This window comes from Actinoplanes sp. L3-i22, from assembly GCF_019704555.1.
In the GTDB taxonomy this organism is placed as follows: domain Bacteria; phylum Actinomycetota; class Actinomycetes; order Mycobacteriales; family Micromonosporaceae; genus Actinoplanes.
Window position 1 is genome coordinate 348668 of record NZ_AP024745.1, and the last position, 15142, is coordinate 363809.

General features: G+C 72.3%; 11 protein-coding genes and 1 pseudogene. 6 read left to right on the forward strand and 6 right to left on the reverse strand.

The genetic code is table 11. The annotated features are described in order from the left end of the window. Positions 1 to 24: 24 nt before the first annotated feature. On the reverse strand, positions 25 to 2421 hold the full coding sequence (locus L3i22_RS01610) for a helicase-associated domain-containing protein (RefSeq protein WP_221325232.1): 2397 nt from the start codon (positions 2419 to 2421) through the stop codon (positions 25 to 27). Positions 2422 to 2501: 80 nt separating this feature from the next. Here L3i22_RS01610 and L3i22_RS01615 point away from each other — a divergent pair, with 80 nt between their 5' ends. The 3 genes from L3i22_RS01615 to L3i22_RS01625 are packed head-to-tail and all read left to right on the forward strand — an operon-like array spanning position 2502 to position 3737. Next, a complete protein-coding gene (locus tag L3i22_RS01615) occupies positions 2502 to 2669 on the forward strand; it encodes a hypothetical protein (protein WP_255657874.1) in 168 nt (55 codons plus the stop codon). Then, a complete protein-coding gene (locus L3i22_RS01620) occupies positions 2666 to 3292 on the forward strand; it encodes an HAD family hydrolase (RefSeq protein ID WP_221325233.1) in 627 nt (208 codons plus the stop codon). The genes L3i22_RS01615 and L3i22_RS01620 overlap by 4 nt, the downstream gene beginning before the upstream one ends. A gap of 46 nt (positions 3293 to 3338) precedes the next feature. Then, on the forward strand, positions 3339 to 3737 hold the full coding sequence (locus L3i22_RS01625; protein ID WP_221329743.1) for a cold-shock protein: 399 nt from the start codon (positions 3339 to 3341) through the stop codon (positions 3735 to 3737). Here L3i22_RS01625 and L3i22_RS01630 read toward each other — a convergent pair. After that, positions 3734 to 4561: a 1,4-dihydroxy-6-naphthoate synthase gene (locus L3i22_RS01630; RefSeq protein WP_221325234.1), complete on the reverse strand. Its 828-nt coding sequence runs from the start codon at positions 4559 to 4561 to the stop codon at positions 3734 to 3736. The two genes, L3i22_RS01625 and L3i22_RS01630, sit on opposite strands and share 4 nt — an antisense overlap. Positions 4562 to 4733: 172 nt before the next feature. On the opposite strand from L3i22_RS01630, the gene L3i22_RS01635 reads away from it, so the two are divergent. From L3i22_RS01635 to L3i22_RS01645, 3 genes are read left to right on the forward strand one after another with little or no spacing between them, the layout of a single operon-like run. Further along, positions 4734 to 6761 carry a hypothetical protein gene (locus L3i22_RS01635; RefSeq protein WP_221325235.1) on the forward strand — a complete coding sequence of 676 codons (2028 nt, stop codon included), beginning with the start codon at positions 4734 to 4736 and terminating at the stop codon, positions 6759 to 6761. Further along, positions 6758 to 7933 carry an MFS transporter gene (locus L3i22_RS01640; protein ID WP_221325236.1) on the forward strand — a complete coding sequence of 392 codons (1176 nt, stop codon included), beginning with the start codon at positions 6758 to 6760 and terminating at the stop codon, positions 7931 to 7933. The genes L3i22_RS01635 and L3i22_RS01640 overlap by 4 nt, the downstream gene beginning before the upstream one ends. Before the next feature lie 11 nt (positions 7934 to 7944). Further along, a complete protein-coding gene (locus L3i22_RS01645; protein WP_221325237.1) occupies positions 7945 to 9282 on the forward strand; it encodes a GH1 family beta-glucosidase in 1338 nt (445 codons plus the stop codon). A 152-nt stretch (positions 9283 to 9434) separates the two neighbouring features. Here L3i22_RS01645 and L3i22_RS01650 read toward each other — a convergent pair whose 3' ends face one another. The 4 genes and pseudogenes from L3i22_RS01650 to L3i22_RS01665 all read right to left on the reverse strand — a co-directional run. Further along, positions 9435 to 10031, reverse strand: coding sequence for a TetR/AcrR family transcriptional regulator (locus tag L3i22_RS01650; protein ID WP_221325238.1), 597 nt, complete (start codon positions 10029 to 10031; stop codon positions 9435 to 9437). Positions 10032 to 10603: 572 nt separating this feature from the next. Beyond that, positions 10604 to 11803, reverse strand: coding sequence for an MFS transporter (locus L3i22_RS01655; RefSeq protein WP_221325239.1), 1200 nt, complete (start codon positions 11801 to 11803; stop codon positions 10604 to 10606). A 553-nt stretch (positions 11804 to 12356) separates the two neighbouring features. Further along, the gene (locus tag L3i22_RS01660; RefSeq protein WP_221325240.1) at positions 12357 to 12989 is read right to left on the reverse strand and encodes a futalosine hydrolase; all 633 of its coding nucleotides are present in this window, start codon (positions 12987 to 12989) and stop codon (positions 12357 to 12359) included. 599 nt (positions 12990 to 13588) lie between these two features. Continuing rightward, positions 13589 to 15127 (reverse strand): annotated as a pseudogene (locus L3i22_RS01665) (MFS transporter); the annotation flags it as partial. Positions 15128 to 15142 lie beyond the last annotated feature (15 nt).

Sequence of the window (15142 nt, forward strand, 5' to 3'; positions counted from 1 at the left end):
CGCCGCCGTGATTCGGTGCTGGGCTCACTCCTCGGTGACCGCCGCGGTGATCCGGTGCAGGGCGAAGGTGTGCAGGCTCTCGCCGCGCTCGTCCTCGGCCCGCAGGTAGCCGGCGCTCAGCGAGACCGGCCGGACCAGCCGGGACAGCGTGGCGCCGTGCGAGTCCACGTACCCCACCCAGACCTTGGCCCGGTCCCGGACCGCCTGCTGGAGCACCGCCATCGCCTGGCTGTGCTGCTGCACCGCGGTCAGCCCGGGCACCGCCTGGCCGTGCGCGGCCCGGACGGTCACCGGCGCCCGCCGCGCCGCCCGGGTCGCGACGTCACCGCGCCGCAGCTGCTCCACCACGCCGGCCAGGCGCGGCCCGAACAGCGCCGGCGGGCCGGTCGGCTCGACGATCCGCGGCGTACGGGTCGGCGCCCGTCGCGCCTTCGGCCTGGTCAGCACGGCCGCGCCGCCGGCGTCCTCGGCGACCGGGGCGAAGCCGGCCTCCCGCAGGGCGCCGAGCAGCCGGGTCACCGGGCGCGGGCTGACCAGCACGGTCGGCGCGATCCGGCGCAGGTCGAGACCGGTCAGCCGGCGCTCGGAGAGCACCTCGGCGATCAGCGCCTCGTCGTCGCTGCGCAGGTACGACCCGGCCGACCCACTGCGCAGCCCGCCGTGCTTGCGGGCCGCGTCGTCGATCAGGTACTCCAGCGTCTGCGGCACCGGGGTCCGGGACCGGCGGCGGAACACCGCGTGCAGGTCGCCGGCGGTGTAGCCGACGTCCAGCGCGCGCCGCACGCTGGCCGGGGTGACCCGGAAGACGCTGGCCCCGCCGACCGACTCGGGCTCGGCGAGCACGTCCAGCTCGGCGGCGAGCTCCGGCTCGGGCGGGCCGGGCACGACCACGGTCAGGTCGGCCTGGACCAGGATGTGGTCGACCGGGGCCGGCAGCAGCACGTCCAGGGCCCGGACGGCGTCCGCGGGCGTCTCGTCCGGGTGCAGGCCGAGCGGATCGTTCTCGGTCAGCTCCGGGTCGGCGACCATCAGCCGGCCGTACGACGTGAGCGCCCCCAACCCGGTGATCCCGAGCAGCGCGGCCCCCGCGTACCCGTCCCGGTGCCCGACCTCGCGCCCGCGCGCCCGCCGCGGCGCCTGCCAGGACAGCAGTGCGAGCAGGTCGTCGACGGCCGGAGCGGCGCCCGGCTCCAGGCCGGCGAACGCGTCCAGGGCCTCGCGCCGGGCCTGCGGGGCGCCGGCCCGCTCGGCGTCCGGGGCGAGCGCGTTGATCGGCCGGTCCCGCTCGTCCCGCCGGCCGACCAGGCCGGGCTGGCGGGTCATGGCGAGCCAGGCGCGGGCCAGCACGGTCCAGCGGTGGGCCATGCCGGCCGCGCGCCACAGGTCGTACGCCCCGGTGGGCAGGAAGATGTCCTGGACCGCACCGGGGGCGCGGTGCACCGACGTCTCGGACTCGCCGAGCAGGCCGGCCGCGTACGCCACCTCGACCAGCAGCGCCGCCCCGGCCTCGTCCACACCGGCCGCCCGGGCCAGCCGCTTCAGGTCGCGGACGCCCAGCCCGCCGGTCTTGAGCATCGGGGCCGGCTCGGCGGCGAGCGCCTCCAGCATCGACTCGACGGCCCGGACCGCCTCCATGGTCTGCCCGGCGCCGGCCGAGTCGACCGCTTTCGGGTCGCGTGCGGTCGCCGCCGGGATCGGCGGGGCCGGGCGCAGCGGGCCCAGCGGCCCGGTGTCCCGCCGCAGCAGCAGGCCCACCTCGCGGGGCAGCTCGACCAGCTCGCCGTCCGGGCGCGGGGCCCGGCCGGCCTCCGAGATCGGCACCAGCACGTGCTGCTCGACCAGCCAGCGGATCGGCTCGGCGGCCTCGCCGGCGTTCCGGCTGAGCGAGCCGACCGGCGGGCCCGCGGCGAGCCGGTCCAGCACCGCGCGGGCGCCGGGCGGCGCGGCCAGCACGGTACGCCGCAGTTTCGCCCGATCGGTGACCAGCGCGGCGGCGTGCGGGTCCAGGTAGTCGGCGGGGCGGCCGAGGCCGGCCGGGTACGGCGAGGTGACCTCGTCGACCGCACCCACCACCTGCAGCGCCTCGGGCGGGCCGTGCAGCAGGAAACGCACCCGGAGGCGGTCGATCGCGACCTGCACGTCATCGTCCGCGGCGGCCTCGCCGGCCAGCTCCAGGATGGCGTGCACCGAGGTGAGAGCGGTGTCGGCGGCCCGGGTGACCCGGGCCGCGTCGAGGATCGTGAGGGTGAACTCGTCCAGCCCGTCCAGACAGCGGGCGACCGATCCGCGCGACTGCGCGCGAACGGCCAGCGCCGAGATGTCGGCGGGCACCGGAACGACCAGGTCAGGGCGCAGCTGAAGGAGCGCGCCCAGCGCCTCGTCGGGCAGCGACCGGAGTTGATCCGCAAATGTGGTGGCCATCGTCTTCAACGCTAACGTTCATGGGACGATGGTGACGGGTCCGGGCGTGGCCGGACCTCTTTTCGCAAGGAGGACCGAACGTGGCGTCGAAGGCCAAGAACCAGGAGAGCCCGGCTCTGAAGGGGCACCTCCAGGTGTCCGAGCTGGTCTCTGACCGGGCCGCCGCCCCGTCGCCGTTCGGCGACGACCAGACGTTCCCGCTGCCGCTCGAGCGGCTGCGGCACCTGCCGGAGTCGCAGGCGCATTGATTCCGGCGGTCGGTTTCGACCTGGACATGACCTTGATCGACTCCCGGCCGGGGATCGCGGCGGCGTACCGCGCGCTCACCGCCCGGACCGGCGTCTTCGTCGACGCCGATCTGGCGGTCTCCCGGCTCGGCCCGCCGCTGCGGCACGAACTGCGCGAGTGGTTCCCGGCCGAGGACGTCGAGGAAGCGGTCACCACGTACCGGGGGCTCTATCCGGATCATGCGATCGAGCCGTCCGTCCCGACCGCGGGCGCCGTCGAGGCGCTCGCCGCGGTCCGTTCGGCCGGTCTGCGCGTCGTCGTGGTGACCTCGAAACTGGACCGGCTGGCGCGGTTGCATCTCGATCATCTGGGGCTGCCGTACGACCGGCTCGCCGGTGACCTGTTCGCCGAGGGCAAGGCATCCGCGCTGGTGGAGCACGGTGTGCGGTGGTACGTCGGGGACCACGTCGCGGACATGGTGGCGGCCCGGACAGCCGGGGTCCCGGGGATCGGCGTGACCACCGGCCCGTGCCCGGCGGACGACCTCCGCGCGGCCGGCGCCACGTACGTCCTGTCCGACTTGACCGCCTTCCCGGCTCTGCTGGATGAGATTGCAGTTGGGTCCGGGCCCTCGGCTGGATAGGCTCCCCGTGAGCAGTTGTGTCCATTGAGTGAAGTTGAGGTCAGCGGTGCCCACGGGTCGAGTGAAGTGGTACGACGCGACGAAGGGATTCGGATTCGTCACCAGTGATGAGGGCGGCGACGTGTTCCTGCCCAAGGGTGCGCTGCCGGCGGGGGTCACCGACCTGAAAACCGGTCAGAAGATCGAGTTCGGTGTGGTGGACAGTCGCAAGGGCGCCCAGGCGCTCGGGGTGAAGCTGTTGGACGCCCCGCCGTCGCTGGCTCTGCGGGACGCCGAGGCGCGCCGCCGTCCGGCGGAGGAGACCGCCAGCATGATCGAAGACATGATCAAGGTGCTGGAGAACACCGTGCAGCCCACGTTGCAGCGCGGCCGTTACCCGGACAAGAAGACCGCACTGAAGATCGCACAGCTGCTGCATGCGATCGCCGGCGAGTTCGAGATTTAGGCTCGTCCGGCCTGGATCAAGGACGGCACCGCAGGCGTGAGACCCGCCGCCGCCGCGCGCCCGAGCAGGGCGTCGGCGGCGGCGAGTCCGTCTTCGCCCAGGTTCAGGGTGAACTCGTTGACGTAGAGCTCGATGTGCTGCTTCACCACGGCCGGCTCCATCTCCTGCGCGTTGGCGAGGATGAAGTCCTGGCTGGCGGCCGGGTCGAGCCAGCCCTGGCGCAGCGAGTCGCGGATCCACTCGGCCGCCTGCGCCGGGTCGACGGTTCCCTTCCGGGCCAGGATCGCGCCGAGCGGGATCGGCAGGCCGGTGTCCGACTCCCACCACTCGCCGAGGTCGGCGAGGGCGGTCAGCCCGTACCGCTGGTAGGTGAACCGGGCCTCGTGGATGACCAGGCCGGCGTCGAACTTCCCGGCGGCGACCCCGGGCATGATCTGGTGGAACGGGACCACCTCGATCTTCGCCGGCGGGTTCTCGGCCGACCAGAGACGCATCAGAAGGTACGCCGTGGTCCGGTCCCCGGGCACCGCCACCGTCGCGCCGGCCAGGTTCGCGCGCTGCTCCCGGGCCAGCACCAGCGGCCCGCAGCCCCGCCCGAGCGCCCCGCCGCAGGGCAGCAGATCGTACTTGTCGAGCAGCCACGGCAGCGCCGCGTAACTCACCTTGACCAGGTCGAACTCGCCCGTCTCGGCGGCCGTGTTGGTCACGTCGACATCCGCGAACGTCAGGTCGACGGCGGGCGCGCCGGGCACCAGCCCGTGGATCAGGGCGTGGAAGACGAACGTGTCGTTCGGGCAGGGAGAGACCGCGAGGGAGAGCGTCACCTGACAAACGCTAGCCCCGCCGAGGCCCGGACGCTCGCGGCGGAAGTTGTCCAGTGCGCCACACCCCGCTTCGTCGTACGGAAAAATATTCACATTCACCTCTGGCTTAACACCGGTGTGACTTTCTACACTCCGCTTTGTCGGATCATTTGATCTACCAAGGGGGTGTCCCGTGCGCCGAAAGCTGCTCGCGGGCGTCCTGGTGCTGGGCCTCATCGGGCTGTCCGCGCCCGCCCGAGCCGCCGAGACCTGGACGCCCGCCTACGATCTGGAGGGCTCGTGCGTCACCCTCCAGGCATTCAACGGAACGACCTCGCTGGGCTACGTCTTCAAGGACTCGGTCGGCTACGGCTTCAGCGGCACCGCGTCGAAGGCCGAGCCGTTCCGCTTCGAGGCCACTCAACTCGGTCGCTACCTGCTCCGTGATCACACCGGTGCTCCGCCGTACCAAAGTGTGGTGAATTGGGTTTGGGCCGGCGATTCCTATGGCGATCGCGCCGACTGGACGGTCAGCAGCGGCTCCTCCGGGCAGTACAAGCTGGTCTCGACGGCGACCGGGCAGCAGATGGGGTCGTACCTCGGGGGTCTGGGCGCGGGAAGCGCGACCATGAAGCTCACCCCGGCCACCGGATGCGCCGCGATCCCGGACATCGCCACCGGCGTGACCGGCACCCCGTCGGCCGGCGTCGACGCCAACGGCAAGCTGGTCGGCTGGATCGACGCGCACGCGCACGTCACCGCGGCCGAGGCGTTCGGCGGCTCGCTGCACTGCGGCGACCCCTATGCCGCCGGCGGCGCCCCGGTCGCGCTGGCCGGCTGCGCCTCGCACGCGACCCTGGGCTGGGGTGCGCTGCTCGAGGCGATCATCGCCGGCACCGACCCGATCAACTCGTCCGAGCAGGGCTGGCCGACGTTCACCGACTGGCCGCAGACCGACACGATGCTGCACGAGGCGTCGTACTTCCGCAGCCTGGAACGCGCCTGGCAGTCCGGCCAGCGGGTGCTCAACGTGCTGCTGGTGGCGAACCGGGTGATCTGCGACCTGACCCTGCAGCACACCTCCTGCGACGAGATGGACCAGATCCGCGCGCAGTCCACCTACCTGCGGAAGATGCAGGATTACATCGACGCTCGCAGCGGCGGTCCGGGCCGCGGGTGGTTCCGCTTGGCGACCACCCCGGCCGAGGTACGGGCGATCGCCGCCCAGGGCAAGCTCGCCGTCACCATCGGCGTGGAGAACTCGGAGATCTTCGGCTGCCGCGAGATCAAGGACGTCGCGCAGTGCACCACCGCCGACATCGACAAGGGCCTCGACGAGCTGCAGGCGATGGGCGTCAGCGGCTTCTACCCGGTGCACAAGTTCGACAACGCGTTCGGCGGCACCCGGTTCGACGAGGGTGTCACCGGCGCCGCGATCAACGTCGGCCAGCTGCTCTCCAGCGGCCACTGGTGGCAGGCGACCAGCTGCACCGGCCCGTCCGACAACGAGCAGCCGCTGGTCAGCGATGACCTCACCAAGCTGCTGTCGCTGGGCGTCGGGCTGCCGGCCGGCACCATCCTGCCGGTCTATCCGAGCGGCAAGATCTGCAACGTCCGCGGGCTGACCGCGCTCGGCACGTACCTGGTCCAGAAGATGATGGCCCGCGGCATGATCATCCACATCGACCACATGGGCGTGAAGACCGCGTCGGCGGTGCTCGACCTGGCCGAGCAGGCGCACTACGCCGGGGTCACCTCGGTGCACAGCTGGGCCGACCGGACCCTGGTGAACCGGGTGCTCGGGGTCGGCGGGTTCGTCGCCACCTACGCGTTCGCCGCCACCGACGACGGCTCCGGCACGCCGGCGTTCCTCGACGAGTGGCGGGCCAACAAGGCCCTCGGCAACGGCTCGAAGATCACCGGGTACGGCGTCGGCACCGACGTCAACGGCCTGGGCACCCAGGCGGAGCCCCGTCTGACCGCCGGGTCCAGCCCGCTCATCTACCCCTTCAAAGCCCTCAACGGTACGACCGTGAGCCGCCAGATCTGGGGCACGCGCACCTTCGACCTCAACACCGACGGCGTCGCCCAGTACGGCCTCTACGCCGACTGGATCACCGACCTGACCAACCAGGCCGGCTCGGACAAGGCACTGCTCACCCAGCAACTGATGAGCGGGGCCGAGGCGTACGTCGAGATGTGGGAGAAAGCTCGCTCATGACGCTCACCGAGGCGCCGGTCCGCCCCCGCTGGATGGTCGCGTACGCGCTGGCCATGATCGGGGTGGCCGCGGGCTGGTTCGGGCCGATCCAGATCCTGCTGCCCGAGCAGGCCGCGCGGCTGGCCGGCGCCGACGGCAAGGAGTCGCTGCTCGCCCTGGTCACCGCGATCGGGGCGGCAGCCTCCCTGGTGGCGAACCCCTTGTGGGGTGCGCTGTCGGACCGTCTCGGCTCCCGGCGGCCGATCTTCATCGCCGGAACCGTGGTCGGCGTCGCCGGCCTGCTGGTCCTGTCCGTCGCGGAGGCCCGCGGCCCGATGATCACCGGCTGGGTGCTCGTCCAGATCGGACTGAACGGGCCGCTCGCCGCGCTCGCCGCGATGATCGGCGACCGGGTGCCGGAGCGGCAGCGGGGAACGGTCGGGGCACTGTTCGGCGTGGCGCAGATCGTCGGGGTGGTGCTCGGCACCGCCCTGGCGGTCGCGGTCGGCCAGGGCGCGCCGGGATACATCGCGGTGGCCGTGGCGGTGCCCGCGCTCGGTGCGGCGCTGTTGCTGATGCACCGGGAACCGGCGCTCCGGTCCGAAAGATCCGGCATCTCATTGCATTGGCCAGGCGGTCAGTTCGCTTGGGCGTGGCTGATCCGGTTCCTGCTCAACCTGGTCAACGCGCTGGTCCTGGTCTACCTCTTCTACTACCTGTCGGATGCGGTCGGCGTCACCGACGCGGCCACCTGGGTGCTGGTCCTGACCGTGGTGAACGTGCTGTTCGCCGGCATCTTCGGCTTCGCCGGCGGGGTGCTGTCGGACCGCTGGCAGCGCCGGAAGGTCTTCATCACGGTGGCCGCGCTGGTCCTGGCCGCCGGGACCGCGCTGCTCGCCCTGGTTCCCGTGGTGGCCGCGGCGATCGTGGCGTCGGTGCTGGTCGGGGCGGGGTGGGGGGCGTACGTCGCGGTCGACATGGCGGTCATCACGCACGTACTGCCGGACGCCGAGACCCGGGCCACCATGCTCGGCGTCGCCAACATCGCCGGCACCCTGCCGCAGCTGCTCGCCCCGGTGATCGCCGCGCCGATCGTCACCCGGCTCGGCGGTTACCCCACGCTCTACCTGCTCACCGCCGTGATCGCGGTGCTGGCCCTGGCCTGCCTGCCCCGGCTCAAGTCACTGTCCTGAAAGGATCACCCATGCGATTCCCACCCGGCTTCCGATTCGGCATGGCGACCTCCGCCTACCAGATCGAGGGCGCCTGGGACGCCGACGGCAAGGGCCCGAGCATCTGGGACACCTTCACCGCCCGGCCCGGGACGGTCCGGCACGGCGAGGACGCCAAGGTCGCCATCGACCACTACCACCGGTACGCCGAGGACGTCACGCACATCGCCGAGTCCGGCGTGCGCGACTACCGGTTCTCGATCTCCTGGCCGCGGGCGCTGGCCTCGCTGGACTTCTACGACCGGCTGGTCGACGAGCTGCTCGCGGCGGGCGTTCGCCCGGTGCCGACGCTCTACCACTGGGACCTGCCACAGGACCTGGAGGACCAGGGCGGCTGGCTGAACCGGGACACCGCGCACCGGCTCGCCGACTACACCAGCGCGGTGGTGCTGCGGCTCGGCGACCGGGTCCGGGACTGGATCACCATGAACGAGATGAACGTGCAAACCCTCTACGGGTACGCGTTGACGGATCACGCCCCGGCCCGGGGCCTCGGCCTGGAAGCACTGCCGGTCGCGCACCATCAGCTGCTCGCGCACGGGCTCGCGGTGCAGGTGCTGCGCACCCACGACGCGGGCTCGATCGGCATCGCCAACCAGCACTTCCCGGTCTACCCGGCCAGCGACGACCCGGCCGACGCGTTCGCCGCCGAGATGTTCCGGGGTTTGACCAACTGGACGTTCTCCGACCCGATCCTGCTCGGCGACTACCCGGACGAGATGATCCGGGCCGGCGTCGGCACCTCGGGTGCGCAGCTGGACCGGGACCTGGAGCTGATCGGGGCGCGGCTCGACTTCTACGGGGTCAACTTCTATGAGCCGACGGCGATCGAGGCGCCCCGGGAGGGCAAGGACTACACCGGGGTGCTGGAGGTCGACATTCCGGACGGGCTGCCGTTCTCGCCGGTCCCGGTGAAGAGCGACGAACGCACCGACTTCGGCTGGGCGATCGTGCCGTCGGCGCTCACCGAGATCTTGGTGACGCTGCGGGACCGGTACCCGGCGCTGCCCCCGGTCATCGTCACCGAGAACGGCGCCTCGTTCCACGACGCGTCGCCCGGTGCGGACGGGAAGGTGCACGACCCGCGACGGATCGCGTACCTGGACGCACACCTGCGGGCGGTGTCGGCGGCGATCGAAGCTGGGGTCCGGGTGGACGGCTTTTACGTGTGGTCGGCCTTTGACAACTTTGAGTGGGCGGCCGGTTATGACGAGCGCTTCGGCCTGGTGCACGTGGACCGCGAGACCCTCGCCCGCACTCGCAAGGACTCCTGGTACTGGTACCGCGACCTGATCGCCGCCCAGCGCTGATGCCTACCGATCGCCGCCCCGGCGTTGATGCCTACTGGTCGGCGCTCAGTGTTGATGCCTACATGTTGACTTGATTGACTGGATCAATGTTGATGGTTGATTGCATCGCGACGTGTTGATGTCCATGTTGACTGTCAACATGTCAAGTTCAGCTATTCGCGGAGCTGGTTGACGAAGCCGTCGGCGAGGCGGGTCAGGCGTTCGGCCCGGCCCTCCTCGGCCCAGCCGTCCACCAGGCTGAGCAGCGTGCTGCCCTCGACCAGGATGATGAAGTCGTCGATCACCGCTTCGTCGGCCACCCCGGGTCGGAGTTCGTGCAGCCGACGGGCCTCGCGCAGGCAGTTCATCAGATGCACGCGGATGGCCCGGTGCGACTCCCGCCGCGACTCGGCCAGCAGCGGATGGGACAGCGCCGCCCCGGCAAAGGCCACGTTGACGTGCGCGTCCGCGGCCCGCTCCTCGTCGATCGGCAGCACCGCGTCCAGCGCGGCCCGGAGCGCCGCCAGCCCGAACAGGTCCCCGCCGATCCGGAAAGCCCGCTCCACGATCCGGTCGTAGACCGCCTTCTGCGCCGCGACGAGGATGTCGTCCTTGCCGCCGAGAAAATGCGCCAGCACGCTCAGCGAACAGCCGGCCTCGTCGGCAATCGCCCTGGTGGTCGTGCCCTCAACACCGCGGGCCCGAACCACGCGCCAGGCGGCCGCAAGAAGTTCCGCCCGGCGAACGCCATGATCGACCAGCCTCGGCACCCACCAAGCTTAACCAGCCACCAGACCACCCCACTCCCACGCACACCCCGCCCCCGCCGACCACGCCGCGATCCCACCCACGCCCCGCTTCCTGCGGCCACGCCGCGATCCCGCGGCGACCACGGGCGGGACCCGCGGCGCGCGGCTGGGCCTCAACCCGGGAGGCGGCTCGCGTGGGTTTTTTGAAACCGCAACCACCCTCGGACGCCGCCCTGGAGGGTCTCGCGTTTTGGGCGCCCCGGCGCCCTTGCGAGGCCCGGAAGGGTCCCCGCGGGAGCGACGATCAGTTATTGGCCGCAGCCGAGGCAATGAAGATCTTTGAAGTTGATCTTCCAGGGGTGAACCGTGCGCTGCGGAGCTTGCGGTCGACGGCTGACGCCGGACGCTCATGCCCGCCGACCGACGGCTGACGCGCGACGCCCATGCCCGCCGCCTGCGGCTGACACTCGCCGCCCGTTGCTGACGGCCGTCGCTCGCAGCTCGCCGCTAGCCGCTCGATGGCTGATGGCTGACGCGCGACGGCAGACGGCAGACGGGACGGCAGAAGACGGGTGACGCCTGAAGGGTGGGGTTCAGGCGGTGGGGCGGGGGGCCGGCGCGGCGACCGTGAGGTGGTGGAGGCGGCGGGCCAGGGGGAGGGTGAGGATGACGCCGACGACCGGGATGAGGAAGGCGATCCGCAGGCCGATCGGGTCGGAGAGGGCGCCTAGGAGAACTGCTCCCAGGAGGGCGCCGCCGTAGTTGAACAGGTTCACCCGGGCGATCACCTCGTCGCTGCTCTCCGCGGCGGCTTCGCCGGCGGCGCTGAAGGCGAGGGGGACCAGGACGCCGACGCCGATGCCGGCGATGGCGAAGCCGGTGATCGCGGCGGGGATCGACGGGATCAGCACGACCAGGCCGCAGCCGACGCCACAGACCGCGAGCGAGCCGAGGGCCAGGACCACGCGGCCGGTGCGGGGCACCATGTGGTCCGCGACCATGCGGCTGACCAGCACGGCTGCCTGATAGGCGGCGTAGCCGAGCGGGGCGACGGCGAGCGAGACGCCGAGTACGGTCGCGGATCCCGCGGTGAGCGTGTCCTTCAGGTAGACCGAGCTCCACGTGCTGACCGCGGAGTCGACCAGGAACGCGGTGAAGATCAGCATGCCGCAGATCCAGACCACCCGCCGGACCGCGCGGCCGCCGGTCTCGTGGACCGCGCTGGAGCGTTCGGTGCGGCCCGGCTCGAAGGCCCGCCAGCCGGCCAGCCCGACCAGTACCGCGAACGCGGCTGCCGTGCCGACCGCGACCGAAGCACCGCTGCTGGCCAGGGAACCCGACATGAGCAGGGCGGCGACGATGGCGGCGGCGGTGTATGCGGCGAACAGTCGGCTCATCACGCTGCGGCCCAGCCGGGCCTGGATCAGCACGCCCTGCATGCTCAGCGAGGCGTCCACGGTGCCCAGGCCGATCCCGTAGAACAGCAGGATCGTCACGAAGGCGACATTCGGGGTGCCGACCGTGGTTCCGGCCAGCCCGGCGCCGACCAGGAACAGGCCGCCGGCCAGCGCGTACCGGCTGCCCCAGCGCGCGGCGACCTGATCCGCGACGACTGAGCCGCCGGCCGCCGCCACGCACACCAGCAGCAGGATCGCCGAGACGAACGCGTCGCTCAGGCCCTGTCGCTCCTTGAACGCGGGCAGCGCGGTGACGACCGCGGCATACCCGAGCCCCTGGGCGGCGTAGCCGGCACCGATCAGGCGTGCCCGGGCCCCGGCGCTCATGTCGTTCATGGTGCCTCGCTCAGCTTCCCGGCGAACGTCTTCTGGCACGGCCAGCGACCTTCTGCGCCTTTTGGGCTCCCGGATCACCGGCGCGCGGCCGATGCTCCAGGGACTCCTGGGGCGCTAGCGACGAAAGTCACATGCTCGTTCAGCGCAGCATGCCGGGCTCGATCATCAACAGCAACAGATTCCTGTAAAAGAATTCACCTTCCTGATGGGCGTGCGTTTGCCTGGTCACCTTTGCTTCACCGCAAAGGCAGACAATTCGGGGGTACGGCGTGAGCTCCGCGCCCCAGGCTGTGACCTGCGTGCGAGTCACCCGGGTCGGTTGCCGCGTGCCGAGCGCCTGCGCCGCCGGCCAATCGCCGCGTCGTCAGATCGTGCGCCGCCACCCGTGCGGCTGGCCGCCGAGGCGGATGGGTGCGTCGGCGGGGTGGGACTCCGGGGCTGGCCAGGGGCGGGCGGCGGTCTCGCGGGCGGGCAGCAGGCGCCTCGCGGTCGGGAGCCAGGCGCCGGCCGGGCGGGTGTCGACCGGGCGGGTCGGGCGCCTCGCAGGGTGGGGTCAGGGGAGGGACTGCAGGGCGGGGGCGGCGGCTCGCAGGGCGGCGAACGCGTCGGCCATCCGCCAGGCCGAGCGGTCCCGGGGGCCGATCAGGTTGGAGATGGTGCGCAGCTCGGCGAACGGCACGTCGGCTCCGGTGGCGGCGATCGCCACGCCGTAGCCCTCCATCGCCTCGGCCACCGCCTGCGGGAAGCGGGTCGCCAGGCGGTTCGTCGTCGCGGCCGTGCCGGTCACCGTGCTCAGCGTGAGCACGTCGCCGGGAATCGCGTGCGGGAGCGCCACCTGGAGGTGTTTGAGCAGCGTGGCGTCGGTTTCCAGGACGCTGCTGCCGAAGCCGAGCTCCTCGATCGGGAGGAAGCCGTCCGGGGATTCGGCGCCCAGGTCGGCGGCGATCGTCCGGGTGGCCAGGACGGTGCCGCCCACGTCGGCGCGGCCGGGGAAGCCGCCGGCGATGCCGACGCTGATCACGGCTCGGTAGTCGCGTCGGGCGAGCAGGCGTGCGGTTCCCGCGGCGGCGGCGGTCGGGCCGACCCCGACCGCCTCGACGACGACCAGGCCCGGGTCGAGTATCGGGCGTAGGGCGTCGGCCTCGGCGGTCACCGCGGTCACGACCAGCACGGGGTTTCGGGTCACGCGTCGCTGCCCTTCTCGGAGCCGGCGTTCCGTGCCGAGTCGGCGGAGGACGGGCGGTAGACGTGATACCCCGGCGGCGCCGGAGCCCGGTCGGCGTTCTCCTCGTCAGGCGCGGCACCCGCGCCGAACTGCCTGGTCGGCTCGCCGGCGGAAGCGCCGAACTGCCTGGTCGGCTCGCCCGCGGAGGCGCTGAACTGCCTGGTCGGCTCGCCGTCGGAGGTGGCTTCGGTGCTGAACTGCCTGGTCGGCTTCTCGGGGGCGGCGCTGGACGAGGCGGGCTTCTTCGCGGGCTTGCGCTTGCGGCGGCCCCACCAGCCGCGGCCGGTCGGCTCGTCGATCAGGGTCGGCTCGGTGGTGCGGTCACGGGTGCCCCGCGGCCGGGAGTCGGCGGGACGGCGCTGCGCGGGTGCGCTGTGGCCGGACTGATCAGGAACGGTCGGAGCGTCCGGCCAGGGGTCGGCAGCCTCGTAGAACAGGTCCTCATCGTCGTCGAGGCGCGCGGAGTCGGCCCGGCGCGCGGAGTCGGCCGGGTGTGCGGAGTCGGCCGGGTGTGCGGAGCCTGCCGAGCGCGCGGAGTCGGCCGAGCGCGCGGAGTCGGCCGGGTATGCGGAGTCGGCCGCGCGGGCGGCCTCCGGCCGGGGCGAATCCGGTCGCGTGGCGGCGGGGCGGGACGGGTCGGCACGTGCCGGGTCGGGTGCGGCGGTGCGCGCGGGATCCGCGACTTCCGCGTCGGGGCTGGCTGACGACGTACCGAAGGAGGGGTTTTCGCTGTTCGAATTGTCCGGTCGGCCGGCCAGGCGCTCATTGCGCAGGCGGGCCGCCGACCACCCGGCCCGGGCCGCGGCCGCCACCGCGAGCAGCGCGGCGAGTGCGACCCCCAGCCGCCCGGTGAGCGGGATCAGCCCGATGCCGCCGCCGGCGACCCAGGCCAGCATCAGGACCGTCTCCGAGTGGGCGAAGGCGGTCGCCCGGAGACGCTCCGGGACGCGTTCCTGGATGCTCGCGTCGACGGCGAGTTTCGCGATGCCGCTGAAGATGGCGGTGACCAGGGCGAGCAGGGCGATCGTGGCCAGGTTGTAGAAGATCGTCGCGAGGATCGCCACGCCGGCGGTGATCACCAGGCCGCTGGACTGTAGCGCGAGCGGGCGGCGGATGCGCAGGCCGGTGCCGGCGGCGGTGGAGAGGAACGTGCCGACCACGAGCGCGCCGCCGACCACGCCGACCGCGGCGTTCTTGCCGAGATCCCAGGCGAGGATCGTGGTGTCCACGTCGCCGGCCATGATCGCGAAGGTCATGAAGAGCAGCAGGAAGCCGTAGAGCAGGCGCAGCGACGAGCTGCCGATCAGGGTGGCCACCACCAGCCGGCCGGAGAGCGGGCGGTCCGAGCCGCGGTCCAGGCCCAGCACGGTGCGCCAGGCGCGCGGCATCGACTCGGGCGGGTCGGAGTCGGCGCGCGGCGGCAGGCGCAGCGCGACGACCACGCCGGCGAAGAAGATGATGATCGCCACATAGAGCGGCCACTGTGGCCCGAAGCGGAAGGCGAGCAGGCCGATCGGCGCGACCACGGCGCCGGCGAACGTGCCGTAGACGCTGGCCCGCGCGCCCACCTGGGACAGGCCGACCCCGTCCGGGAGCAGGCGTGGCACGGCCGCCGAGCGGGCCACCCCGTAGGCCCGGGACAGCGCCAGCATGCCGAACGCCGCCGGGTAGAGACCCCAGGTGTGCAGGTTGACGGACATCACGTAGGCGAGAAACGCCCGGCCCAGCATGGTCACCGCCAGGGCGTAGCGCCGGCCGTGCCGGAAGTGGTCGAGCAGCGGGCCGACCACCGGCGCCAGCAGGGCGAACGGGATCATCGTGATCAGCAGGTACAGCCCGACCTTGCTGCGCGCCTCGCCGAGCGGAACGCTGAAGATGGTGCCGGCCAGCCCGATCGCGATCAGCGCGTCACCGGCGCAGGAGACCGCGTGCAGGTCGAAGAGCCGGATCATGCCGATCTCGTTGGCGGCGCCACGCGCCCGGACGGTGCCGACCCGGCGGGTCGCCCAGGCGCCGCCGCGCACGGATCCACGCACCACCAGGCGTACGGCTTTGACGCCGGAGCCGACGGTGCGTCCGAGGGTAGGAAGCAGCGGCATGGCAACCATCCTGAC